The sequence below is a fragment of the Sphaerimonospora sp. CA-214678 genome (assembly GCF_050942215.1).
GTDB lineage: Bacteria > Actinomycetota > Actinomycetes > Streptosporangiales > Streptosporangiaceae > Sphaerimonospora.
Window position 1 is genome coordinate 3,572,454 of record NZ_CP192056.1, and the last position, 25,568, is coordinate 3,598,021.

A 25,568-nucleotide genomic window follows, 5' to 3' on the forward strand; every position below is an offset into this window, starting at 1 on the left:
CGGCCTCGGCACGGCGGGTCCTGGAGCACGCCGACCATCCGCGACCCGGTGCTCGCAGCCGCGATCCAGACCATGTCCGGCCGGACGCCCAGGGCTCCGGTCTGTCGGGGCATGACCGGGCCCGGCGTCGAGGAGAGCACGGCGGGCCGGGAAGATCTCGATCCGCGTGCCGCCGCCGGACGACCGGGCGGGGTGAGCCACTGGATAGAGACGACAGCCAGCAGTGGGGAGTGGGCCGATGCGCCTTCCTGACCGGGTCTACGCCGTCTGCTCCGAGGTCCCGCCGGAGGTCGTGGGCGGCCTCGGGCGGTACGCCGAGCGGATGATGCCGGTCCTCGGCGAATGCGGTGTTCCGATCGTGGTGTTCGGGACCGCGGGCCGCGGACGGGCACGGCGGACCGAACGCTCTGGTGACGTCACGCTGCACCGGCTGACCGCGGCGGGCCTCGGCCTCGCCGGGAATCCCCGCCTGCCGCGGGCGCTGCGGCTGCTGGCCAGGACGGCCGGGCTGCTCGTGTTCAACCTGCGCGCCGCCGTACGCATCCTGCGCGCGGAGGCGGGCCGCACCCGGGCCGAACGGCTCGGCGCCGTGGTGGCCGTGCACGACTGGATGGGCTGCCCGGCCGGAATCGTGTGCGGACTGCTCGGCCGCATGCCGGTCGTGTTCCACGTCCACACCCGCGAGCTGAACGCGGCACCGGAGCGCCGCCGCCCGCCGCACGCCGCCCTGCTCGACGCCCTGGAGACGGTCCAGGCCCGGATGGCGCGGCTCATCGTCGTCCCGAGCGCCGCGATGCGCGACGAACTCGCGGCCGGGGGCTGGCCCGCCGACCGGATACGCCTCGTGCCGCACGGCTTCGAGGACCCCGAGCTACTGCGCCTGGCCGGTCTGCCCGGGGAGGAACGCGACCGGATGCGCAGGGAGGTCAGGCGCCGCTATCTGCCGGAGGGACGGGGCCGGTTGGTCGTCTTCGCGGGGCGCCTGTCGCCCCACAAGGGCGTCCACACGCTGGTGCGGGCCGTACCGCGGATCGCGGCCCGGCACGCCGGCACCCGGGTCGTGCTGATCGGCGCCGAGCCGCCGCACACCGGCGAGGCCGCGGTGCTGACCCGGTCGATCGAGGAGACGGGCGTCGCCGCCCAGGTGGTCGCCGAGAACCGGTTCCTGCCGCCGGCGGAGGTGTTCGCGCACTTCCTCGCCGCCGACGTGTGCGTCTTCCCCTCCGTGTACGAGCCGTTCGGCCTGGTCGCCGTCGAGGCCATGGCGCTGGCCCGGCCCGTCGTGGTAGGGCCCGGCTTCTCATCCGAGGTGGTCGGGGACGGCGCGCTGCGCTGCGCCCACGACGACCCGCAGGAGCTGGCGGAGGCCCTGCTGCGCTGCCTCGACGATCCCCGGGAGGCGGCCGGGCTCGCCCACAGGGGCGCCGAGCACGTCCGGCGGCACTACAGCTGGGCGCTCACGGGCGAGCGCACGCTGGCGGTGTACGCCGAGGCCATGCGGTGACATCGGCGCGTTCGGCCCGGACCGGCCGGGGCTCGAGGATCAGGCCGTGCCGTCGTACGCGCTGATCCCGCACACCTGCGCCGCCGCGGCCATCGGGACGTCTTCCGTGAGGCCGCGGACCAGCAGCGCCTCCACGCCGAGCAGCATCGCCCGCGCCATGTCCTGCGACAGGTAGGCGGTGTCGATGATGAGGCTGAGCTGCCCGGTGTGCAGGGCCGTGCCCACGGTGAAGAACACCTTGAATCTCACCCCGGGCCAGGTGTCCGTGACGTGCGTGCTGGTCCGCTCGGCGAGGCGGGCCGGGTCCTCGTCGTGGACGGCTCTGGGCAGGTTCGGCCAGGTGGCGATCGTCCGCCGGTCGTTGAAGAACGCGTCCAGATCCGGCTCCCGGCCGCGCAGGCGGCCGATCTCCTCCCGCATGGCCTGCATCGCGAACGGGTCGTACTGCGCGCTGCGGTAAGCGGCGAGCGCACCGTGGTGCGCGGCCCGGCAGGTTGCGGCGAAATCGGAGCCGGGCAGATCGAGCGCGAACAGCCCGTCCTGCTCGACCGTGCCGACCATGGCCCGGGTACGCGGCTCGCGGCGGTTGCTGTGGACGAGCTGCATGACCGCTCTCCGGCGGCCGCTCACCGTGGCCAGGACCGTCGCGCAGGCGGCGAGCAGGACGCTCGTCGTGCTGACCGACCAGCGCTCGGCCAGCCGTTCCGCCGCGACGGGAAGCGCGACGGACTCCATGCCGACCTCGATGAACCGCGGGTCGTCCGCCTCGTGCGGGAGGTGGTCGAACACGTCGAGCGGCGCATCCTCCAGCACCGAGCGCCAGTATCGGACCGATCTCGCCGAGCGGGCGGCGAACGGCTCCGTGCTCTCCAGGGCCGCCTGGTCCATCGGCTGCCACTCGGGGAGCGGCGTCTGCTCGCCCCTGAGCAGCCCCCGCCACTCGACCGCGAGCAGGCTCAGCGCCTGGAAGTCCACCGCGAGGTGGGTGAAGGCGAGCCCCAGCGCCCTCGGCCGGCCGTTCTTTATCACGATGGCACAGCGCAGCGGCAGCTCCTCCCCGTGGGCGAATACCGTCCCGCGCAGCTCGCCCGCGAGCCGCTCGGCCACCCGCAGCGCGGGTTCGGATCCCGCCTCCACCAGCCGTACGGCCAGCCGGCCGTCGCGCGCCACCCGCTGCACGGGCCCCTCCGGGGTGCCGGCGAAGGTGGTGCGCAGGCTCTCGTGCCGCTCGACCAGCCGTCGCAGCGCGTCCAGCACGGCGCCGAGGTCGCGTTCACCGTAGACGGGCAGCACCCAGGGGCAGTTGAGGAAGGTCTGACCATCCCCCATGAGATGAACGGCCCGCCACATCAGCCGCTGTCCCCACGTCAGGGGCGCCTCACCGGCGCGTGCTCCGTGGAACGTCACGGTCGCGGAGTCCGGGAAGGATCCGTGGGTCATCGCGGCGACCTCGCCGGGCGGCCGGCGCGGGTGACCGCGGAACCGTGTCTGCTGACGTGCCGTCCCGTCGCCCCTGCCATCAGGGTTTTTCGGCCAAAGTCACCGAAAGTTTTCGGCCTCCGAGCTCGGGAACCTGCACCACAAACTGCCATAGAATATCCCATCAGGTCACCGTGAATCCGTCACAGGGCAGAATAGGCAACAACGACGACCCATGGTGCCGAAACAATAAATATAGATAACCGAAAGTTTCACCCCCCAATCCAAACCCCGTCCGTGATCTTGCGAATTCTCGCACACCCACCCCCCTACCTGCGCAAACCAATCTCGCGATCTTGCAGTTCCTCGCAAGCGAGCCGTCTGACGTGCACCTATGGGTTAACCGATCTTGCACTCGGCAACGAAGTGCAAGATCACCAAAACCATTTGCGCTGCTCACCGCCTGGACCTGCGAGAAACTGCAAGATCACCGAACGTGATGTGCCTGCTCACGGGGCAGGTATGCGAGCATTCGCAAGATCACGGGCAAGGGGTGGGGGGCTAGGAGTCGAGCAGGGCGGCCGCCTCCTCGTCGGTCATGGCGGACAGCTCGGCGATCAGCAGCTCCTCAACGGCCGTCGCCAGCTCGGCGACCGTACGCTGGGCGAACAGGGTCCTGATCGGGATCTCCACCCCGGTTGCCGCGCGCAGCCGGGCCGCGATCCTGGTCGCCAGCAGGGAGTGACCGCCCAAGGCGAAGAAGTCGTCGTGGACGCCGACCTCCACCCCCAGCAGCTCGGACCAGATCGCGGCCACGAGGCGCTCCGCGTCGGTGCGCGGCGGCACGTGGTCGGCCCGCTGCTCGGCCTGCCCCGGGTCCGGCAGCGCGGCCCGGTCGATCTTTCCCCTGGTGGTGAGGGGGAAGGCCGCCAGACGCACCCACCGGGTGGGCACCAGGTGGCGGGGCAGCGTGCGTTCCAGCTCGAACCGGAGGTCGGCGGGGTCGGCCGTGCCGGCGACGTAGGCCACGAGGTCGTCGCCGCGCGCCGTGACCAGCGCCTGGTTCACCCCGGGGTGGGCCAGCAGCCGCGACTCCACCTCTCCCGGCTCGATGCGGAAGCCGCGCACCTTGACCTGCGCGTCGAGGCGGCCCAGGAATTCCAGCCGCCCGTCGGACCGCCAGCGTGCGCGGTCACCCGTCAGATAGCGGCGGCTCCCCGGCGCGCCGTGCGGGTCGGGCACGAAGGCGGCCGCCGTGAGGGCCGGGCGGCCGAGGTAACCCCTGGCCACGCCCGCTCCGCCGATGGTTAGCTCCCCGACGGCGCCACGCGGCAGCGGCTCGCCCCTGGCGTCCAGAACGTGGACGGAGGCCGCTCCCACCGGGACGCCGATCGGCACCCGGCGCTCGGCGGCCTCGTCCGGGTCGCCGCCGAGGTCGGCGGCCGTGGCGATCACGGTGGCCTCGGTCGGTCCGTAGGTGTTGACCAGTCGCACCGAGTCGCCGAACCGGGCCCGCCACCGGGCGACCGCGTCGGACGACACCTGCTCCCCGCCGAGGATCACCAGCCGCAGGTCCGGCGGCCAGGCGATCTCGTCGAGGTCGTCGACCAGGTGATGCCAGTAGGCGGTCGGCAGGTCGAGCACGGTGACGCCGGCGCCCTGCGGCGAGGCGAGCACGTCGGGCAGGGTGGCGGCGCCGTCGGGAAGCAGGACCAGCGTGGCCCCGGCCGCCAGCGCCGGGAAGATCTCCTCGACGTGGGTGTCGAAGCTGAGCGAGGCGAACTGGACGATCCGGTCGCCGGGGGCCAGGCCGTACGCCTCGCGCATCCAGCGGACCCGCGCGGCGACGGCTCCGTGCTCGATCAGCACACCCTTGGGCACGCCGGTGGAGCCGGACGTGGAGATCACGTACGCCCCGTCCCTCCCCGTGACCGGCACGGCGGGCGGAGCCTCCGCCGGGCCGCGGGCGGGGACGAGGGGGGCGATGACGGTGGCGAACGGCGGGGCCTCGCCGTCGGTGACGAGGTAGGCCGTGCCCCGGCCGGTCATGGCCAGGTCGGTCAGCGAGGCGGCCAGGCGCTCGGGCGGGTCGGCGGGGTCCAGCGGCAGATAGGCCGCGCCGGCCCGCCAGATCGCGAGCAGGGCGGTGATCGCCTCGACCGAGCGGGGCAGCCGCACCCCCACCACGTCGCCGCGCCGTACGCCCCGCTCCAGCAGGGAGGCGGCCAGCCGGCCGGCGTTCTCGTGCAGTTCGGCGAAGGTGACCGACCGCTCCCCGCAGGCCACCGCGATCGCGCCGGGGTGCCTGCCGGCCGTCTCCGCGAGCAGCTCGGGTACGGCGGGGCCGGGCTCGGTCGTCCCCCGGCCGGCCAGCCGGCCGATGTCCGCCAGGTCGCCGTCGGTCCACAGGCGCAGGGCCGAGACCGGGGTGGCCGGGGCGGCCGTGATCGACTCCAGCAGCAGGTCGAACCGCTCGGCCAGCCGTGCGATCGTCTCGGGCGCGACCATGCCGGGGTCGTGGCAGAAGGAGACGATCAGCTCGCCGTGCTCCCACCACGCCTCGACCAGCAGGTCGCCCTTGAGCTGGCGGTAGCCGTCGGTGAACCCCTCCACGGTCAGTTCCCCGAAGGGCGGGGGCACGCCGTCGTTCTGGCTGTGCAGGATGAACATGCTGGGCATCAGTGTGTCCGGCTGCTGCCGGAACCGTTCGAACGGGACGCCCGGCCGGCTCATCGCCGCCAGCGCCTCGGTGCGGGTGCGGGCGAGGAACTCGGTGAAGGACGGGTCGCCGTCGAGCTCGGCGCGCAGCACCACGGTCTGGGTCAGGTAGCCGACGAGCGGTTCCAGCTCCACCCGGTCTCGGCCGGCGACGGCGGTGCCGACGAGGATGTCGCGCCGGCCCGTGTGCCGGAAGATCAGCACCTGGTAGGCGGCCATCATCACGGTGAACAGGGTCGTCCGGTTCTCCCTGGCCAGCCGGTCGAGCGCGGCGGCGAGCCGCGCGGGGAGCCTGCTGTGGTGGTAGGCGGCGTGCCCGGGGCGGTGGGCGGGGATCAACCGGTCGAACGGCAGGTCGGGGGGCGGCGGGTCGGCCAGCCGCTCCTGCCAGTACGGCACCGCGCGCTCGGCCCGCCTGCGCTGCCAGCGGGCGTAGTCGCTGGGCTGCACGGGCAGCGGCCTGTGCCCGGGCTCGCGGCCCAGCACGCGGGCGGTGTAGAACCCGGCCAGGTCGTTGACGAGCACGTTGAACGACCAGCCGTCGGCGATGATGTGGTGCAGGGTCAGGCACAGCACGTGGTCGTCGTCACCGAGCTCGATCATGGCGAGCCGCACCGGCGGCCGGGCGGCGAGGTCGAACGGCGCGTTGACCCGTTCCGCGACCAGCCGCTCGGCCTCGGCGACCGGATCGGCGGCGTCGCGCGCCGACAGCCACTCGATCGGCAGTTCGGCCGAGGGGGCGGAGTCCGTCCAGGGCACGCCGTCCACCTCGACGAAGCGGGTGCGCAGGCTCTCGTGCCGTGCCACCAGGTCGGCGACGGCGCCGGTGAGGACGTCGCGGTCCAGCGGCCCGTACAGCCGGCGGACCTGGAAGACGGTGTAGGTCGCGTCGTCGGGTTCGAGACGCTGCAGCAGCCACAGGCGTTCCTGGGCCGGGGACAGGGGCGCCCTCATGCGTCCGGCGCCAGTTCGTCGAACAGGGAGGACAGTTCCTCGGCGCTGAGGCCGTCGAGCTGGTCGCGCAGGGCCGCCACCCCGATCAGGTCGAGGTCGTCGGGATCGAGCCGCTCGATCGCCTCGGCCAGCCCGGCGACGGTCGGGTGCTCGAACAGCGTCACGATCGGCACCGCCACCGCGAACCCGGCCTGGATCCTGGCGATGATCTGCGTGGCGGTCAGCGAGTGCCCGCCGAGGTCGAAGAAGTCGTCGTCCACGCCGACCGGCTCCTCGACGCCCAGCACCTCGGCCCACATGCCGGCCAGCTCGACCTCCATCGCGGTGACCGGAGCGCGGTAGGGGACGCCGGTGGTCCTGGTCCACTCCGGCACCGGCAGCGCGGCGCGGTCGAGTTTGCCGTTGGGCGTGAGAGGCAGGGCGTCCAGCAGGTTCATCCGACCGGGCACCATGTATTCGGGCAGCCGCTCGCGCAGCCGGGTGCGCAGGCCGGCCCAGAGCGCCGCCGCGTCGATCTCCGTCCCGGCGGCCGGGTCGGGGACGATGTAGGCGACGAGCCGGGGCTGGCCGTCGGGGCCGGGATGGACGCCCACCGCGGCCTGCCGTATGCCGGGGCCGGCCCGCAGCACGGTCTCGATCTCGCCGAGCTCGATACGGAAGCCGCGGATCTTGACCTGCTGGTCGGCGCGGCCGAGGTATTCGAGCCGGCCGCCGGGGGTGACCCTGGCCAGGTCGCCCGTGGCGTACATGCGGGCGCCCGGCCGGTCGGAGAAGGGATCGGGCAGGAAGCGGGCGGCGGTCTGCGCCGGCATGCCGTGGTAGCCGCGGGCCAGGCCGGCGCCGCCGATGTACAGCTCGCCGGCCTCACCGGGCGGCACGGGCTCGCCGCCGGGGCCGAGGATGTGCACGCTCGTGCGGGCGATCGGCTCGCCCAGGTCGATCGGGGCCGGGGACGGCGCGACCCGCCCGGCGGTCGACCAGACGGTGGTCTCGGTCGGGCCGTAGACGTTCCACAGCTCGGCGCCGCCGGACAGCAGCGCGTCGGCCAGGTCGCGGGGCAGCGCCTCGCCGCCGCACAGGCGCAGGCGGATGCCGCCGGGCACCCCGCCGGAGTCCACCAGGATGCGCCAGCCGGCGGGCGTGGCCTGCATCGCCGTGACGTTCTCGGCGACGGCGCGCTCACGCAGCGCCGGGCCGTCGGCCGCCTCCCCCGCTGAGACGACGACCACCCGTGCGCCGCAGATCAGCGGCAGGAGCAGTTCGAGTACGGAGATGTCGAACGACAGCGTGGTCACGGCGAGCCACACGTCGGCGCTCGTCAGGGCGAGGTCGGACGCGAACGACTCCAGCAGGTTGGTCACCGCGGGGTGCGGCACGGCCACCCCCTTGGGCCGCCCCGTGGACCCCGAGGTGTAGATCAGGTACGCCACGTCCCCGGCGACGGGTTCGGCGGGTGGGCCGCCGGGAACGAGCGCGGTCGCCGGGACCCCGCCCGGGGTCAGCTCCAGCACGTCGGGGACGCCCTCGACCAGCGCGCGGTTCACCTTCGGCCAGGTCAGCACGAGGCCGATGCCCGCGTCCTCGCGCATGAGGCGCAGCCGGTCGGCGGGGAAGGCCGGGTCGAGCGGCACGTAGGCGCCGCCGGCGGCCCAGACGGCCAGCACGGCGACGAGCATCCCGCCGGTCCGCTCCAGGCACACCCCCACCGGGACCTCCGGCCCCACGCCGCGCTCGCGCAGCACCGCCGCCAGGTTCTCGACCCGCCGCCACAGCTCACCGTAGGTCAGCTCGCCATCCGGCGCGCGTACGGCGACGGCGGCCGGGGTGCGGTCGCACCAGCGCCGGACGAGGTCCAGCGTCGAACTCATGAGGCATCAACCTTTCCACTCGGACAGCCGGAGGTCGGGGTCGGCTCCGACCCGGGCGATCAGCCCGGTGAAGTCCTGGACCAGCCGCCGCGCGGTCGCGGCCGAGAACAGATCGCTGTTGTATTCGAAGTAGCCGCCCAGACCCTCCGGGCCGCGGTAGACGTCCGCCCACACGTCCGCCTTGGTGCGCCCGGTCTGCGGGGGCGGATAGACCTCGACGGACAGATCGCCCATGCTGGTGCGCAGCAGGTCGTCCTTGGGCAGGTTGTGCAGGTTGAACATCACCTGGCACAGCGGCGGCCTGCTCAGGTCGCGGGGCAGCCGCAGCGCCCCGAGTATCCGCTCGAACGGGACGTCGGCACGTGCCAGCGCGCGCAGCGTGTCCGGCCGGATCCGCGCCAGGACCTCGCGGAAGGTGGGGTCGCCGGACAGGTCGGCGCGCAGCGCGATGGTGTTGGAGAAGTAGCCGATCACCGGCGCGTACTCGGAGCGGCCGCGCCCGGCGACGGGCACGCCGACGCAGAAGTCGTCCTGCCCCGCCGCGGCGCCGAGCGTCCACTGGTAGGCGGCGAGCAGCGCCATGAACAGCGTGCACCGCTCCCGCCTGGCCACCCCCTCCAGTCCGGAGATCACCTCGTCCGGCACGGCGAGTGGCTCCTTCGCGCCGCGCCCGCTCCACCGGGGCGGGCGCGGACCGTCGCCGGGGAGGTCGAGCGCGGGAACCCCGGCGAGCCGCGCGGTCCAGTAGCCGAGCCGTTCCCGGCCGGACGCCTCGGCCTCGCGTCGTTCGGCCGCGACGAAGTCGGCGTAGGTGACGGCGAGCTCCTCCAGCGCCGGTTCCCTGCCCTCACGGCGGGCGGCGTAGCACTCGGCGAGCTCGCGCATGAGGATGTCGAGCGACCATCCGTCGCCGGCGATGTGATGCAGCACGATGCAGAGCACGGCGTGCTCGCCGTCGATCTCCATCAGGGCGACCCGCATCGGCGGCTCGCGCTCCAGGTCGAACGGCCGGTTGAAGAACACGGCCACGGCCTCGTCGATGACGGCCTGCTCGCCGCCGTCCAGCCGGATGCGCGTCAACTCCACGGGGGCCGGCGGGGGGATCACCTGGACCGGGCGGTCGCCGTCCAGGCGGAACCGGGCGCGCAGCACGTCGTGCCGCCCGGCCACCCGGGTGAACGCCCCGGCCAGCGCGGCGGCGTCGATGGGGCCGCGCAGCCGTACGCACCACAGGATGTGGTTGCCGCTGTCGTCCGGGTCGAACCTGCTGAGGAACCACAGCCGCTCCTGACCGGACGAGAGCGGCCCCGAGGGCAGCCGGACCGCTGCCCGGTCGGCCAGGGAGCGGCGCAGCGCCTCGCGGCGGGCGGGGGGCAGCGCGGCGAGCCGCCGCAGCAGCGCCTCCCGCGTGTCCGGCGCGGTCACCTACACCCCGCCCCGTACGCTGCGCGGCCGCATGTCGGTCCAGACCTCGGCGATGTGGTCCAGGCACTCCTGGCGGGTGCCGGAGAACCCGGTCGGCGTCCAGCCCGCCGGGATCTCCCTGCCCTCCCACCAGATGGAGTACTGCTCCTCGTCGTTGACGACCACCCGCATCGAGCCCCCGCCCGGCGGCTGCGCGTCGCGTCCGCCGGCGTGGCCGATGTTCTCGCTCATCGGAACTCCTTAAGGCTGGAGACCCCGGGCTTTGTTTGCCCTGGGGAGGAAAGCCGGACCCAGACGGTCACGGTTTGTATCCAAACCATGCCGCTCCGTTAAGATTGATCTATGCGGACGGCGTACAAGTGCCGGGTCTACCCGGCACCCAAACAAGCTGCGGTGCTGAACCGCACGTTCGGCTGCGTACGATTCGTCTGGAACCGCACCCTGGCCTGGCGGCACGCCCGCTACCACGCCGAACAGGCCAAAACGAACTTCGTCCAGGCGAACGCCCGCCTCACCGCGATGAAAGCCGACGAGGAGACGGCCTGGCTGAACGAGGTCTCCTCGGTTCCGCTGCAACAGGCGGTCCGGCACCAGCAGGTCGCGTTCACAAACTTCTTCGCCGGACGGGCCAAATACCCGCGTTACAAGTCCCGGACCGGACGGCAGAGCGCGGAATACACGCGGTCGGGTTTCCGCTACCGTGACGGCCGGCTGTGGCTGGCGAAGATGGATACGCCGCTGGAGTTCGTGTGGTCCTGGCCCGAGGTCGATCCGGCATCGATCAACCCGACTACGGCGACCATCTCCCGTGACCCTGACGGCCGCTGGTATGTGTCCTTCGCCGTGGACGTGGACGATCCCGGGCAGGCCCCGGCGACCGGCGCCGTCGCCGCGGTGGATCTGGGCGTGAGGGATTTCGCGGTCACCTCCGACGGAGAGAAGATCGCCAACCCGCGTCATCTGGAGCGCAAAGCGAAGAACCTGGCCCGCTACCAGCGGCGTATGGCCCGCAAGCGGCGCGGCAGCGCGAACCGGGCCAAGGCCAGGGCGAAGGTCGCCCGCGCCCACCGCAAGGTCGCCGACGCCCGGGCCGACTTCCTGCACCGCACGTCCACACGGCTGGTCCGCGACCACGACGTGATCGTGATCGAAGACCTCAATGTCAAGGGCATGGTGCGGAACCCGAAGCTGGCCAAGGCGATCTCCGACTGCGGGTGGGGCGAGTTCCGCCGCCAGCTGGAGTACAAGGCGGCCAGGTACGGCCGCCACCTCGTGGTCATCGACCGCTGGTTCCCTAGCTCGAAAACGTGCAGTGCGTGCGGGCACCTGCTCGCCCGGCTCTCGCTCGACATCCGGACGTGGCAGTGCCCGGCCTGCGGTACCCGGCATGACCGGGACGTCAACGCCGCGAAGAACATCCTGGCGGCAGGTCTTGCCGTGTCTGCCTGTGGAGGTGACGTCAGACAATCCGGGTCCCCCCGGGTGCTGTCGCCTGTGAAGCAGGAACCCCAACCTGTGAAGGTTGGAATCCCCCGCCTTTAGACGTGGGGAGGAAGTCAAGTCGGTTCCTTCTCGATGGCAAGGGCCAGGTCCCCGCGCCCCCGGGCCCCGGGCGAACGGTTTTCCGGCGGACAGACCCTGGGCAGGCAGATCTCGCGCAACCGGTCGAGCGGCACGTCCTCGGTCACGCTGCGCACCAGCAGCGTCTCGACGCCGCGCAGCATCTCGTACGCGGCCGGGCGGGGCAGGTAGGCCGTGTCGGTCAGCAGATAGAGCTGGCAGGTGTGGGTGGCGGGGCCGGTGGCGAAGAACACCTTGGCGTCCACCTCGGACCAGGCGCCGACGAAGAACGTCCGGGTGCGCCCGGTCAGCTCGGCGGGCTCGCCCCTCGGCCGGTTGGGCCAGGTCGGCACGGTCCGCACGTCGTTGAAGTAGGCCGACAGGTCGGCCGGGCCCGCCTCGTCGCGCAGCCGCATCATCGCGTAGGGCTCGTAGTGCGCGTGCCGGTAGGTGATCAACGCCTGCCGGTGCCCGGTCCTGGCGGCGTCGGCGAACGTGCCGTCCGGCAGTTCGAGCGTGAACAGCCCGTCCTGTACGGCGGTGCCGACCATGTCGCGCAGCCGCGCGTCGTGGCGGTTGCCGACGATGAACTGCATGACGGCCTTCCGCCGGCCGGTGACGGTGGTCAGCAGCACGGCGGCCGCCGACAGCAGGACGCTGGTGGTGCTGATCGACCAGCGCGCGGCCAGCGTCTCCGTGGCGGCGGCCACGGCGGCGGACTCCATGCCGATCCGGACGAATCGCGGGTCCTCCGGCGTTCCCGGCGGGTGATCGAAAAGCGTCGCCGGGACTTCTCGCAGCACCGAGCTCCAATGGTGCAGCGTCCGCTCGCCGCGGGCCCGGCCCGCCGCGCTCTGCTCGTGGGCGGCCTGGTCGCGTGGCTGCCAGGCGACCGGCGGCAGCCGCTCGCCGGTGAGCAGCAGCCGCCACTGCGCGGCCATCACGTCCAGCGCGCCGGCGTCCACCGCGAGATGGGACAGCGCGAAGGCCAGCGCCCTGGGCCGTCCGTCCGCCGTCACCACGGCGCAGCGCACCGGCAGTTCTCCGCCGTAGTCGAAGCCCTTGGCCGCCAGCTCGGCCGCGACCGCTGCGGCGACCTCGCGCGGCCTGCCGCCGGCCGCGTCGAAGACGTCGACGGTGAGCCGTCCGCGCGCCGCGATCCGCTGCACGAAATCGTCCGGCGGCGCCCCCGGATCGGCGTCGCCCCCCGTCGCCCCGGCGGCCGGGCGGATGGTGGTGCGCAGCGACTCGTAGCGGTTGATCAGTGTGGTCAGGGCGCGCAGCACGGCCGGCAGGTCCGGCTTGCCGACGACGGGCAGCACCCACGTCATGTTGAAATACGGATCGCCGTCGTCCAGCCACCGGGTGATCCGCCAGATGGCGCGCTGACCCCACGTGAGGGGCGCGTCACCGCCGTCGGCCGCGAACTCGACGATCTCCGAGCCGAGGCGGACGAGGGCGGGCGCGGTCATCGCCCGGCCGCCGTCGACCGCTCGGCGACGTACCGGGCGAGCCCGTCCAGGGTGTCGAGGCTCGCCGGGTCGGGGTCCAGCTCGATGTCGAACTCGACCTCCAGCGCGTCGATCAGCCGCAGGTAGGCGAGCGAGGTGACGCCCAGGGCGGGCAGCGTGCGGTCGGCCGCCAGGATCTCCGCGACGCCCGGGTCGCCGTCGCATGCCTGGGAGATCAGCTCGGCGAGGCGCTCCCTCAGCATGCGTCCTCCCGCGCCCGCGCCACCTCGGCGGCGATGCCCGCCGCCGTCGGGTCGTCGATGAACACCTCGAACGACAGCTCGACGTCCAGATCGTCGCGCACCCGCGCGATGATCTGCGTGATCGACAGCGAGTGGCCGCCGAGGTCGAACAGGTCGTCGCCGGGTTCGATCTCGTCGACCTTGAGCACCTCCCGCCAGATGCCCAGCACCGCGTCCAGCACGTCGGCGCCCGCGCCGCCGGTCCCGTCGCCGGCCGCGTCGCCGGGCGTCACCGCTTCCGGCGCGGCGGACGGCGACGGGAGCGGCAGATCGGCGATGGACGCTCCGGGCCGGTCGGCGACGGCCCGCAGGAGCCCGGCCAGGTCGGCGGCGATCGTCTCGCACGCCGCCCGGTCCAGGCATCGCGGGTCGTAGCGGAATCCGGCGGTCATGCCGCCGGGCCCGTCGACCGCCTGCAGGTGCAGGGTGCCCCGGACCGACTGGTTGAACATCGTCCAGTCGACCTCGGCCCGCAGCCCCGGCAGCCGGGGGTCGGCGCCGCGCCTGCGGTAGCTCACCGAGACCGGGGTGAGCGAGGTGCGCGGGGAGACGCCGCCCAGCGCGCGGGCCACCGGCACCTCCCGGTGGCGGTAGGCGGCCCGCAGTTCGGCGCGCACCGCCCGGGCGAACTCGCCGAACGTCCCGGCGGCCTCGGGCGCGCCGGCGACCCGTACGGGCAGCTCGTTGACGAACATGCCGACGTGGTCGGCGGTCGCTTCGGTCCGGGTGGACACGTCGGCGGACACGATCGGATCGGCGTTGCCGTACGCCCGCAGCAGCGTGTGCACGGCGGCGAGCAGCAGCTCGAACCCGGTGACGCCGAGCTCGCCGGCCGCAGGGCCGAGGTCGGGGATCCGTACGGCCACCGCCTCGCCTGGCGCCGCGAGGACCGAGGTCCGGCGCAGTCCTGGCAGCAGCAGCTCACGCTCGTCGCGCCAGCGTGGGCGCCAGAAGTCGGCCGCCTCCGCCAGCTTCTCCGCTACGCGGGCGTGCTCCTGTGCGACGGCCTCGCCGTAGGAAAGGCCGAGGGGCGGCAGGACGGCGCCGCCGTACGCGGCCGCGAGGTCGCGCAGCAGGATGTCCTTCGACATGCCGTCGAAGGCGGCATGGTGCGCCACGGCGAGCAGCAGGTGCCGCATGGCGTCCGACCGCAGCAGGGTGAACCGGATGAGCGGCCCGTCCGAGAGCTCGAACGGCCGCGCCACCGACCGCCGTACCGCATCCGCCGCCTCGTCCCCGAGGTCCTCGATGTCCTTGATGCTGCCGACGTCCTCGACGCGGAACGGCGGGGCGTGCCGGGCGGGCACCAGCCGCAGCTCCCCGTCGCGTTCGGCCAGCGCCGAGCCGAGCACGGGATGCCGCGCGACGACGGCTTCGCAGGCCGCCCGGAGCGCCGCGACGTCCAGCGGTCCCTCCAGCAGCACGGCCAGCGGCATGTGGTGGACCGGGCCCCAGCCCGCACCCGTCCGCTCGGTGAGCCACATCCCGTGCTGGGCCAGGGACGCCGGGCTTTCCGGTGGTCGCATCACACATCCTCCGTTCGTGGGGTGGGCGCCGTCCGCTGAGTGGGCGCCGAGGCGTCGAGCAGACCCCGCAGTTCCCCCTTGACGACCTTGCCCGTCTGGTTCTTCGGCAGGGCGTCCGTGATCAGCATCCGTTCGGGGATCTCGTGCCTGGCCAGCCGTTCGAGCAGGAAGCCCCGGATGTCGCCGGCGGTCAGGCCGGGACGGGACGGCACGACGGCCGCGGCCAGCACCGTCCCGAGCGCCGGGTGCGGAACGCCGAAGACGGCGGCCTCCCTGATCTGCGGATGCTCGTACAGGACGGCCTCGACGTGCAGCGTCGAGACCTTGAAGGCGCCGCTCTTGACGACGTCGCTCTCCCGGTCGGTGAGGAACAGGTAGCCGTCCTCGTCCAGGTAGCCGACGTCGCCCATGCGGACCCATCCGTCCCGGAAGGTCTCGGCCGTGGCGCGTTCCTCGCCGTAGTAGGAGCGGGTGGCGGTGGGCGAGCGCAGCCAGACGTGGCCGACCTCGCCCGGCGGCAGCGGGGCGCCCTCACGGTCGGTCACCCGCAGGGCGCTGCCGAACGCGGGACGGCCGAGCGCCGCGGGCCGGGCCGGGTCGTACACCATGACGGTCTGGGCGGGGGCCGCCTCGGTGGAGGTGTAGTAGTTGGTGAGCGTGGCGTTGGGGAAGGCGGCGGCCAGCCGGGCCGACAGCGCCGGGGGCAGCGCGGCGGCGGCCGACCCCAGCAGGACGACGGAGGACATGTCGTGCCGCTCGTGCAGGCCGGCGTTGAGCAGCTCGACGGCCATCGTGGGGACCACGAAGACCGTGCCCACCCGGTACGACTCGATCAGCCGGGCGAACCGGCCGGGGGTGAACTGCCCGGGGGTGAGCACGGTGGGATGCGCGTCCAGCGCGTTCATCAGCATGGTCTGGCCGGCGTTCGTGCCGATCGGGAAGGCGTGCAGCAGATGCTCCGAGTGCCGGAACCGCCGCCTGTTCGGCCTGGTCTCGCAGCCGTACACGAGGTTGGCGTGGCTGGCGCCCACCCCCTTCGGCCGGCCGGTGGTGCCCGAGGTGTAGAGGATCTGCGCCAGGTCGCGCGAGCGCGGGCCCGGCCCGTCCGGGCCTCCGGCGGCGCCGTACGCCTCCAGGACGGACGCCGCTATCGCCCGTCCCGCCCCCTCGGGCGCCGGCATGCGGTCGTCGTGGACCACGACGGCGGCTCCGCAGTGGGCCAGCATGGCGGCGATCTCCGGGGGCGCGAGCCGTTCCGACAGCGGCACGGCCACCGCCCCGGCCTGCTGGACGGCGAGGCAGGCGACGGCGAAGCCGGGCCAGGCGCGGTGGCCGAACAGCAGGCCCACCCGGTCCCCTGGCCGTACGCCCTCGGCCCGGAGCGCGGCGGCGGCGGCGGCCGAGCGGCGCAGCCAGCCGGCGAACGTCAGCGCCTCGCCGCCGGCGACCTCGATCGCCACCCGGTCCGGCTGCTCGGCGGCCCGTGACCTGAGCAGGTCCGGCACGGTCCGCGGCACTGGCACACCCGTCATCGGACCTCCTCCATCACGCCTTCATCCGTCGCGCGTTCGGCCGGCCTGCCCGCACCCGCGGCGCCTTCGCCCGCCGTGTCCTCGCGCAGGGCGGCGATGCCCACCACGTCGTCCGGCATGGCGTCGGCCACCTCCAGGTCCAGGCGGGACAGCGACCGGGCGCGCAGCGCCGTGCCGCCGATCAGCAGGATCGCCACACCGCAGATCAGGTACATCAGCCCGATCCCGCGTCCCTCACCGGTTCCCATGACCACGCCCAGCGTGGTGGACAGCGGCCCGTCCGGTGTCATCAGCGGCTCGAGCACGGCCGAGGCGTACGGCGCGACCAGCCCGAACCCGATCGGCATCGTCGACCACGCGATCATCGTGTTGAGCGCGAACACCCGCCCGTGGTACCGCTGCGGCACCTTGACCTGCACGATCGTGGCGTAGATGCCGTTGACGAGCGTGAGCGCCATCCCCATGCAGGAGGCGCCGACGGCGATGACCATCAGGTCCGGCCGCAGCCCGGTGACCAGACCGGCCACCCCGAGCGCCAGCGTGAAGAGCAGCATCCCGCGCACGCGCAGCTCACGCGGCCCACCCCAGACGCTCATGACCAGACCGCCCAGGAACGCCCCCAGGCCGGAGGCGAACGAGATCCTGCCCACGTCCTCGAGCGTCCCGAACGCCAGCACCAGCGGCGAGATCATCAGGAACAGCGGCGACAGGAACACGTTGAGCACGGCGAAGAAGATCAGAATGCCGCGGAAGCCGCGGTGGCGCCAGGAGTAGCGGAAACCGGCGACGATCTCGGCGGTGACCGTCTCGCGCCGATGCCAGGCCATCATGCGGGGGAAGCGGATGAACAGGAGCACGCCGACGGCGAAGGCGTAGCTGATCACGTCGAGGGCGAGGATGCCCCCCAGGCCGATGGTGGCGAGCAGCCCTGCGGCGACCAGCGGCACTATCAGCTGCGCGACTCCGGTGACCATCTGGTTGATGCCGTTGGCGTGGCCCAGGTAGCGCTTGGGCACGATCTGCGGGATGGCCGAGCCGTACGCCAGACGCTGGAAGGTGAGGGCCACCGACAGGCAGACGAGCAGCGGATAGATGTGCCAGGTCTCCAGCTGGTCGGTCCACAGCAGGATGCCGAGTACGAGCTGGATGGCCAGCGCCGAGCTGTCGGCGCTCAGCATGACCTTCCTGCGGTCCATCCGGTCGACGACCGCTCCGGCGAGCGGCGCCACCAGCAGCCCCGGCACCAGCGCGATCACGGCGAACAGCGCGAACCTGGCGACCGACCCGGTGTCGATGTAGATCCAGATCGGGATGGCGAACTCCGTCAGGGCGGAGCCGATGATCGACACGAGCTGGCCGGAGGCGACGGCGATGAAGCGCCCCATGCTCGGCTCCGGCCCGTGGTCCTCCGCCGTCGCCGGCGCGTCGCCCGCCCTGGCGATCCCGTACAGCCACCATGTCGAGCCGGTGGCCTCCGTCAGATGCGGCGGCGGGCGCTCCCCCGCCGCGGCGGGAAGCGTCGCCGTGATGATCTCGGCCAGTTCCTCGGCCCGGTACCGGATGAAGAAGTGGCCCGCCTCCTTGAGCACCACGAGCGCGCTGACCGGCGTCAGGAAGTGCCACTCGCGGTAGCGCTCCTCGTAGTACTCCGTGGCCGGATCGCGCTCGCCGACGATCGTCACGAGCGGCGCGCGCAACGGCGTGACCTGGCCGTCGAGCAGCTCGGTGAAGTACCGCTCGGCGTGCTGGGCCTCGGCGCGCATGTTGCGTACGATGTGGCGGGCCTGCTCCGGGGTGAGCTCGCTCAGGTCGACGCCCATGGAGACCAGCCAGTTGGCGTAGGCACGGTCGGAGGCGACGGCCGAGGCGCGGGCCAGGCGGGACAGTGCGTTGAGCACGCGGCCGCGCGGTTTGGCGAACGGGAAGGCGGCGCCGATGTAGACGGCCTCGGGAATCCGCCCGGCCGCCTCCAGCCGGCGCGCGACCTCCACGGCCAGGGCCGAGCCGACGCTGCTGTGACCGTAGACCACGACCGGGCCGTCCACCCGTTCCAGGACCTCGGCCACGCAGCGGGCGGCCAGCTCGTCGAAGGGCAGCGGCTCCTCGACCAGCCCCAGGTCGTGGCCGGGAACGGCGAGCGACAGCAGCCGATATCCGGCGGGCAGCGCGTCGGCGAGCGGCTGGTAGACGACCGCGCTGCCGCCTCCGTACGGCACGCACACGTAGGTCAGCCGCACCGGCCCGGCCTGCCGGGGCGTCAGCTCGTGCAGCAGCCGCCCGGACCGTCTGGCGTCGGCGGGCTGGTCGGCCAGCGCGGCCAGCGCGCGGACGGTGGGCTGCTGGAACAGGTCCATCAGCGAAACGCCGGCGCCGAGCGTGCGGCGCATCCGGGCGACGACCTGGGTGGCGAGCAGCGAGTGGCCGCCCAGGTCGAAGAAGTCCGCGGTCACGCTCACCCGGTCCATGCCGAGCACCTCGGCCCAGATGCCGGCGATCACCTGCTCTGTCGGGGTGCGCGGCTCGGCGTGGTCGCCGCCGCCGAACACCGGGGCGGGCAGCGCGGACCGGTCGAGTTTGCCGTTGGGGGTCAGCGGCAGGCGGTCCATGACCGTGACGGCCGCCGGGACCATGTACGCGGGCAGCGTCTCGGCCACGTGGTCGCGCAGTTCCTCCGGCAGCGTCGCCGCCGGGCCGCCGCCCGCGCCGTCCCGGGCGTGCGCCACGACGTAGGCCAGGAGGTTGCCCCGGTCCGCCAGCACCACCGCCTGGCCGACCGCGGGGTGTTCCAGCAGCCGCGCCTCGATCTCGCCGGGTTCGACCCGGTAGCCGCGCACCTTCACCTGGTGGTCGGTGCGGCCCAGGAACTCCAGCTCCCCGTCCGACCGCCACCGGGCCCGGTCGCCGGTGCGGTAGAGCCGGCCGCCGGGCACGAACGGATCCGGGATGAAACGGTCGGCCGTGAGGTCGGGACGGCCGAGATAGCCGCGGGCCAGCCCGGCGCCCCCGATGCACAGCTCACCGGCGACCCCCTGCGGGACCGGCCGGTACCTGCCGTCCAGCACGTACAGGCCGGTGGCGGAGATGGGGCGGCCGATCGGCGGGCGCAGGCCGTCGTCGTGCAGTTCGGCCGCACTGGCGATCACTGTGGCCTCGGTGGGCCCGTACGTGTTGAGCAGCCGGACCCGGCCGCCGAAGTGGCGGTGCCAGGCGGTGACCGCCGGCGCCTGCGCCTGGTCGGCGCCGAGGATGGTGAGCCGCAGGCCGGGGGGCCACTCCACCGTCTCGATGTCGGCGACCAGCTCGTGCCAGTACGACGTGGGCAGGTCGAGGACGGTGATCTGCCGCCCCGCCGGAGTGCTCAGGAAGTCGGGCAGGAACGCGCCGCCGCCCGGGAGCAGCACGAGCCCGGCGCCGGAGGTCAGGCAGGGGTAGATCTCCTCGACGTGGGTGTCGAAGCTGACCGTGGCGAACTGGAGCACCCGGTCGGACGGGCCCAGGCCGTAGGTCTCCCTCATCCAGTGGACCCGGGCGGCCAGCGCGCGGTGTTCCACCACGACGCCCTTGGGGCGGCCGGTGGACCCGGAGGTGTAGATCACGTATGCGGCCCGGCCCGGGTCGGGCTCGGGCAGCGGATCGTCCGTGCCGGCCGGCAGCTCGCCGTCCACGCACAGCACCCGGCCGGTGGTGAAGCGGTCGCGCAGGCCGGCGCTGGTGAGGACGGTCACCGCCCCGCTGTCGGCGAGCATCTCGGCCAGCCGCTGCGCGGGGTAGGCCGGGTCGAGCGGCAGGTAGGCGCCGCCCGCCCGCCAGACGGCCAGCAGCCCGGCCACGAGTTCCGGCCCGCGTTCCAGGGCGACCGCGACGATCGACTCCGGGCCGACGCCGGCGGCGCGCAGCGCCCGCGCGAGCCGGTCGGCCCGGCCGTCCAGCTCCGCGTAGCTCCACGCACCGGATCCGTCCGCCGCCCAGGTGACGGCCGTCTCGCCGGGGTGGGCCGCCACGGCCGCCGCGATGAGCTCCGGCACGGTGGCGGCGGGGACCGTACCGGTGCCGGCGCCCCACTCCAGGACCTGCCGCCGCTCCGCCTCGGAGAGCAGGTCGATCTCCGAGAGCGGCACGTCCGGGGCGGCCGCGACCGCGGTCAGCAGCCGGACGAAGCGGTCCGCCAGCATCGCGATCGTGGTCCGGTCGAACAGGTCGGTGGCGTACCCGAACACCAGGTTGAGTCCGTCCGGCACCCGCCACGCGTCCAGCGACAGGTCGAACTTGGCCGCGGTGTAGCCGGTGTCGAAGCCGGTGACCTCCTCGATCCCCGGCATCTCGGGGCGCTGCCACCCCTCGTTCTGGGTGTGCAGGACGAACATCGTCTGGAACAGCGCCGTGCGACTGAGGTCGCGCTGGACCCGCAGCTCGGTGAGCACCCGCTCGAACGGGATGTCCTGGTGGTCGAAGGCGTCCAGCACCGCGGCGCGGGTCCGCATGAGCAACTCGTCGAAGCTGGGGTCGCCCGACAGGTCGCCGCGCAGCACCAGCGTGTTCAGGAAGAACCCGATGAGGGGTTCCAGCTCCACCCGGTCGCGCCCGGAGGTGGGCGAGCCGACGCAGATGTCGTCCTGACCGCTGTGCCGGGCCAGCAGCGCCTGGTAGGCGGCGAGCAGCGTCATGAACAGCGTCGCGCCCCGCCGTCCGCCCAGCTTCTCCAGCGCCTCCGTCGACCGCGCGTCGAGGAACACCGTGACGACGTCGCCGTGCGAGGAGTGCACCGCGGGGCGCGGCCGGTCGGCGGGCAGTTCGAGGGCGGGGGCGTCGGCCAGCCGGGTGGTCCAGTAGGCCAGCGACCGCTCCGCCGCTTCTCCCGCCAGGCGCTCCCGTTGCCAGGCGGCGAAGTCACCGTACTGCACGGCGAGCGGCGCCGGGGTCGCGTCGTCGCCGGCCAGCCGGGCGGCGTAGCGCGCGGCCAGCTCTCCGGCGAACACGTTCAGCGACACGCCGTCGGCCACGATGTGATGGCAGACGACGCACAGAACGTGGTCCTCCGGGCCCAGCCGCAGCAGCGTGACCCGGATCAGCGGAGGGCTGGACAGGTCGAACGGCGTGTTGGTCCGCCGCGCGACCTCCTGCCTGGCCCACTCCTCGGCGTCGCGGCCGGGGACCCGCCCGTCCTGCGGCCCGGGCGCGGGACAGGACAGCAGCTCTATGGGGACCGGCGAGATCGCCGGGTCCGCGGCCTGCGCGGGTCCGCCGATCTGCGCGGGCTCGGCGGCCCGCACCGGCTCGATGATCTGCACCGGGCTGCCGTCGTCGGAGCGGAAGCCGGTCCGGAGGGTCTCGTGGCGGGCCACGATGTCGTCGAGCGCGCGCTGCAGCGCGGCGATGTCCAGGGGTCCGCGCCAGCGCTGCGCCAGGCACATGTTGAACGCCGGGTCGCCGGAGTCGAGCTGGTCGAGGAACCAGATGCGTTCCTGGCCGTAGCTGAGCGGGATCGGGGCGTGCGGATCCCGTGGCGGGATGGGCGCGAGAGCGGCACCCGTGCCGCGCAGCCGCTGAAGGAGCAGCGCACGCTTGGCCGGGCTCAGCGCGGACACGCGGGACTCCGGGTTTTCGATCATCTTTCTCCTGGTGTAGGCGGAACCCGCGAAGGACGCGCCAGGGACAGGGCCGACGACGGCTCCCGGAGGACAGCCAAGATCGTGGGATCGCTCCCACGTGGCAGCAGGCTAGGGACGGCCCCCACAAGCGTCAAGGCGGTTTGGTGATATATCCCGATTTTCGGACGACCAAAAGTCGCCACCTATTCAGATAGGGATCCACATTTTGGACATTAGGGGCAATATGGCCATCAGGTATAGCGGGATTACGGAATCACCTTGACACCCCAGCGGGCCGGTCCCTACGGTTTGGGAGCGCTCCCAACGCTCAAGACCGCCCGCCGACGCGGCCGGATCGGCACCACACGTGCGTTTCGCCCCGGTCTACACTCCGACCACGGCGAACGGGCGGCCACCCCCGGCAACCTCCTCCGACGATGGACCCGACGACGGGAAGGTTCGTCACCCTCATGACCAGCACGATCTTGGACCGCGACACGGTCCCGCTGTCCCCGCCCAGCGGGGAGGACCTGGACCGTCTGCTGCTGATCCGGCACTTCGAGCTGACCCTCCTGCGCCTGTTCGGCGAGGGCCGGCTCAACGGCACCACGCACACCTGCCTCGGTCAGGAGTACGTGCCGGTCGCGCTGCGCACGCTGCTGGGCGACGACGACTACGTGTTCAGCAACCACCGCGGGCACGGTCACTTCCTGGCCAGGTACGACGAGCCGCACGGACTGCTGGCCGAGATCATGGGCCGGGAGGGCGCCCTCTGCGCGGGAGTCGGCGGCAGCCAGCACATCTACCACCGCAGATTCCTGTCGACCGGCGTCCAGGGCGAGAGCATGCCGGTCGCCGCCGGAGTCGCGCTCAGCCTGAAGAGGGCGGGCGACGGCGCGCTCGCCTGCGTGCACATCGGCGACGGCACCTGGGGCGAGGGCGCGGTATACGAAGCGCTCAACCTCGCGGCGCTGTGGCGGCTGCCGCTGCTGGTCGTGGTCGAGCACAACGGCATCGCGCAGTCCACCCCGACCACCGCCCAGATGTCCGGCACCATCGCGGCGCGTGCCGCCGCCTTCGGCGCGGCCCATCACCGTACGGACTCCATCGACCTCGACCTGATCCGCCGCGAACTGGCCGACCGGGTGCGGCGGGTGCGCGAGGAGGGCCTTCCGACGGTGATCGAGTTCGTGACCCGGCGGGTCGGCCCGCACAGCAAGGGCGACGACACCCGCTCGGCCGAGGAACTGACCCGGGTGCGGGCGGCCGACTGGCACGTGCGATACGCGGCCGCCTTCCCCGAGGTCTTCGCGGCGGCCGACGAGGCGCAGCGCCTCCGCATGGCACGGATCACCGACGAGGTGGCCGCCCGCCCGCCGTCCGTGTGGCGGGCCGCCCCGTGACCGTACGGACCGGCGAAGGCGCGCCGAACCCGGGAACGCCGGCCACGGGCGCCGCCCGCACCCCCCGGATGGCCGATCACCTCAACGCGGCGCTGCACTCCCTGCTGGAGTCCGATCCGCGCGTGTTCGTCCTCGGCGAGGACATCCGCGACCCGTACGGCGGCGCCTTCAAGATCACAAAGGGGCTGTCCACCCGGTTCTCCGACCGGGTGCTGTCCACCCCGCTCAGTGAGGGCACGCTGGTCGGCGCGGGGGCCGGGCTGGCCCTGGCCGGCGAGAAGGCGATCGTCGAGATCATGTTCTCCGACTTCGTCACGCTCGCCTTCGACCAGATCGTCAACTTCGCCGCGAAGTCCACCACGATGTACGGCCGGCCGGTGCCCGTACCACTCATCGTCCGCTGCCCCACGGGCGGGCGGCGCGGCTACGGCCCGACGCACAGCCAGAGCCTGCAGAAGCACTTCGTCGGGGTCCCGGGGCTGTCGCTGCACGAGCTGAGCCCGTTCCACCACGCCGGTGAGCTGCTCACGCACCTGCTGTCACTCGGCGAGCCGTGCGTGTTGTTCGAGGACAAGGTGCTCTACACCGAACGGATCTTCCGCGACGGCGTCGTGGACGACCTGTTCGGCTTCGACCTGGTGGGCGGGCCGTCCGGGTGGGCCAGGGTCGGCGTGCCGGGTGAGACCCGCTACGACTGCACGCTGATCGCGCCGGGCGGGCTGACCCGGCGCGCGCTGGCCGCCATGCGCACGCTGCTCGTCGAGGACGACCTGCTGTGCCGGCTGCTGGTGCCCGCCCGGCTCTACCCGCTGGACCTGGCGCCGATCCTCGGCGACGTGACCGGCCACGTCTGCGTGGTCGAGGACGGGACGGCCGGGGGCACCTGGGGTTCGGAGGTGGCGCAGGCCCTCTATCCGCTGCTCTGGTCGCGGCTCGCCCGGCCGATCGGCCTGGTCAGCGCCGCCGACAGCGTCATCCCCACGGCGGCGCACCTGGAAAGCGGCGTCCTGGTGGGAGAGGACACGATCCGCCTGGCCGTACGGGAGGCCCTTTCTTGATCGACATCAGGGTGCCCAAGCTCAACAACAACGACAGCAGCTATGTGCTGGTGGAGTGGGCCGTCGAGGATCGCGCCCCGGTGCGGGAGGGCGACCCCATCGCGGTCGTGGAGACCTCCAAGGCCGCGGAGGAGCTGGTCGCCGAGGCCTCCGGTGTGCTGCACCACGTCATCCCGGTGAACGCCGAGTGCGCACCCGGCCAGGTCATCGCCCGCCTGTCGGCGCCGGACACGGCGGGCGGGCCCGCACGCTCCCCCGCCGCCGAGCCGGACGGCGTCGCCCTCGTTCCTGAACCTGCCGGACCGGCGCCCGCCGCCCCCACCGCTCTGGCCACACCCGCCGCCCCCGCCACCCCCGCCGCCCCCACCGCTCTGGCCACTCCCGCCACTCCGGCGGCTCCGGCGGCTCCGGCCGGCGACGTGGTGATCACGGCCCCGGCGAGGGCGCTGATGGCCGAGCTGGGCGTCGAGCCGGACGACGTACGGGCGCCCGGCAGGCGCGTGGTGCGGCGCGAGGACGTGCTGGCCGTCGCGCGCGACACGATCGCGCTGTCGAAGGCGCAGCGGCGCACCGCCGAGGTGGTCGAGCTGTCGCACCGCACGGTGCCCGCCGCCTATTCGGTGATCCGGGTCGACGTCGGCCGGGCCCTGCGGCTCGCCGCCGAACGGACCAGGCTGCTGCGCGCCCTGGTGGGCCTGCCCGAGCTGCTGGTCAAGGCGGCGGCGAGCCTCGTGGAGCGCTTCCCGCTGTGTTTCGCCGCCCCGCTGGACGTGACCAGGGTGCGGCGCGCCGGCACCGCCGACATCGGCGTAACGATGGACGTCGGCGAGGGGCTCTACGTCCCGGTCGTCCACGACGCGGGGAACCGCCCGCTCCGCGAGATCGCCCGCGAGCTGATGGGCTACCGAACGGCGGCCTTCCGCGGCACGTTCCGCGAACGCGACCTCACCGGCGCCAACCTCACGGTCACCCTGCACAACGACGACGGCGTCGTGCTGGCCGTGCCGATCGTGTTCCCCGGGCAGATCTGCGCGCTGTCGCTCGCCGGGCCGTACAAAGAGGTCGTGGTCGCCGACGACGGCCAGGTGGGCACGCGGGACGTCGTGAACCTGGGGCTGGCCTACGACCACCGCTACGTCAACGGCCGCGACGCGGTGCTCTTCCTGCAGGCGCTACGCGAACTACTCGAATCCCCAGACGTCCTGACGTGAAGTCGAATCACGACGACATTCACGTCCGGTTCGCCCTCACGTAAACCCG

General features: G+C 73.1%; 15 protein-coding genes. 5 read left to right on the plus strand and 10 right to left on the minus strand.

Annotation, left to right across the window (positions count from 1 at the left end; all coding sequences use genetic code 11):
* Positions 1–238 precede the first annotated feature (238 nt).
* Positions 239–1,504 (plus strand): glycosyltransferase family 4 protein, encoded by a 1,266-nt coding sequence (locus ACQP1K_RS16100; protein ID WP_433496521.1) that lies wholly within the window; start codon positions 239–241, stop codon positions 1,502–1,504.
* A gap of 39 nt (positions 1,505–1,543) precedes the next feature.
* Here the strand turns inward: ACQP1K_RS16100 and ACQP1K_RS16105 are convergent, their stop codons facing one another.
* The 5 genes from ACQP1K_RS16105 to ACQP1K_RS16125 form a co-directional block, all read right to left on the minus strand.
* Positions 1,544–2,944 carry a condensation domain-containing protein gene (locus ACQP1K_RS16105; RefSeq protein ID WP_433496522.1) on the minus strand — a complete coding sequence of 467 codons (1,401 nt, stop codon included), beginning with the start codon at positions 2,942–2,944 and terminating at the stop codon, positions 1,544–1,546.
* Between the two features lie 540 nt (positions 2,945–3,484).
* Positions 3,485–6,595 (minus strand): amino acid adenylation domain-containing protein, encoded by a 3,111-nt coding sequence (locus ACQP1K_RS16110; protein ID WP_433496523.1) that lies wholly within the window; start codon positions 6,593–6,595, stop codon positions 3,485–3,487.
* Complete coding sequence (locus ACQP1K_RS16115) at positions 6,592–8,463, minus strand: non-ribosomal peptide synthetase (RefSeq protein ID WP_433496524.1); 1,872 nt, start codon at positions 8,461–8,463, stop codon at positions 6,592–6,594. Before ACQP1K_RS16115 ends, ACQP1K_RS16110 begins: the two co-directional genes overlap by 4 nt.
* A gap of 6 nt (positions 8,464–8,469) precedes the next feature.
* Complete coding sequence (locus ACQP1K_RS16120) at positions 8,470–9,888, minus strand: condensation domain-containing protein (protein WP_433496525.1); 1,419 nt, start codon at positions 9,886–9,888, stop codon at positions 8,470–8,472.
* Complete coding sequence (locus ACQP1K_RS16125; RefSeq protein ID WP_433496526.1) at positions 9,889–10,119, minus strand: MbtH family protein; 231 nt, start codon at positions 10,117–10,119, stop codon at positions 9,889–9,891.
* A 111-nt stretch (positions 10,120–10,230) separates the two neighbouring features.
* Here ACQP1K_RS16125 and ACQP1K_RS16130 point away from each other — a divergent pair, with 111 nt between their 5' ends.
* Complete coding sequence (locus tag ACQP1K_RS16130; protein WP_433496527.1) at positions 10,231–11,430, plus strand: RNA-guided endonuclease InsQ/TnpB family protein; 1,200 nt, start codon at positions 10,231–10,233, stop codon at positions 11,428–11,430.
* Positions 11,431–11,444: 14 nt separating this feature from the next.
* Here ACQP1K_RS16130 and ACQP1K_RS16135 read toward each other — a convergent pair whose 3' ends face one another.
* From ACQP1K_RS16135 to ACQP1K_RS16155, 5 genes are read right to left on the minus strand one after another with little or no spacing between them, the layout of a single operon-like run.
* On the minus strand, positions 11,445–12,920 hold the full coding sequence (locus tag ACQP1K_RS16135; RefSeq protein ID WP_433496528.1) for a condensation domain-containing protein: 1,476 nt from the start codon (positions 12,918–12,920) through the stop codon (positions 11,445–11,447).
* A complete protein-coding gene (locus ACQP1K_RS16140; protein WP_433496529.1) occupies positions 12,917–13,162 on the minus strand; it encodes an acyl carrier protein in 246 nt (81 codons plus the stop codon). Before ACQP1K_RS16140 ends, ACQP1K_RS16135 begins: the two co-directional genes overlap by 4 nt.
* Positions 13,156–14,727, minus strand: a complete 1,572-nt coding sequence (locus tag ACQP1K_RS16145) for a condensation domain-containing protein (protein ID WP_433496530.1) — start codon at positions 14,725–14,727, stop codon at positions 13,156–13,158. The genes ACQP1K_RS16140 and ACQP1K_RS16145 overlap by 7 nt, the downstream gene beginning before the upstream one ends.
* Entirely contained in the window at positions 14,727–16,259 is a 1,533-nt protein-coding gene (locus ACQP1K_RS16150; protein WP_433496531.1) for a class I adenylate-forming enzyme family protein, read from the minus strand. Before ACQP1K_RS16150 ends, ACQP1K_RS16145 begins: the two co-directional genes overlap by 1 nt.
* Positions 16,256–21,868 (minus strand): amino acid adenylation domain-containing protein, encoded by a 5,613-nt coding sequence (locus tag ACQP1K_RS16155; protein ID WP_433496532.1) that lies wholly within the window; start codon positions 21,866–21,868, stop codon positions 16,256–16,258. Before ACQP1K_RS16155 ends, ACQP1K_RS16150 begins: the two co-directional genes overlap by 4 nt.
* 449 nt (positions 21,869–22,317) lie before the next feature.
* On the opposite strand from ACQP1K_RS16155, the gene ACQP1K_RS16160 reads away from it, so the two are divergent.
* From ACQP1K_RS16160 to ACQP1K_RS16170, 3 genes are read left to right on the plus strand one after another with little or no spacing between them, the layout of a single operon-like run.
* Entirely contained in the window at positions 22,318–23,250 is a 933-nt protein-coding gene (locus ACQP1K_RS16160) for a thiamine pyrophosphate-dependent dehydrogenase E1 component subunit alpha (protein WP_433496533.1), read from the plus strand.
* Positions 23,247–24,308 (plus strand): alpha-ketoacid dehydrogenase subunit beta, encoded by a 1,062-nt coding sequence (locus ACQP1K_RS16165; protein WP_433496534.1) that lies wholly within the window; start codon positions 23,247–23,249, stop codon positions 24,306–24,308. Before ACQP1K_RS16160 ends, ACQP1K_RS16165 begins: the two co-directional genes overlap by 4 nt.
* Positions 24,305–25,519, plus strand: a complete 1,215-nt coding sequence (locus ACQP1K_RS16170) for a 2-oxo acid dehydrogenase subunit E2 (RefSeq protein ID WP_433496535.1) — start codon at positions 24,305–24,307, stop codon at positions 25,517–25,519. The genes ACQP1K_RS16165 and ACQP1K_RS16170 overlap by 4 nt, the downstream gene beginning before the upstream one ends.
* Positions 25,520–25,568: the final 49 nt, after the last annotated feature.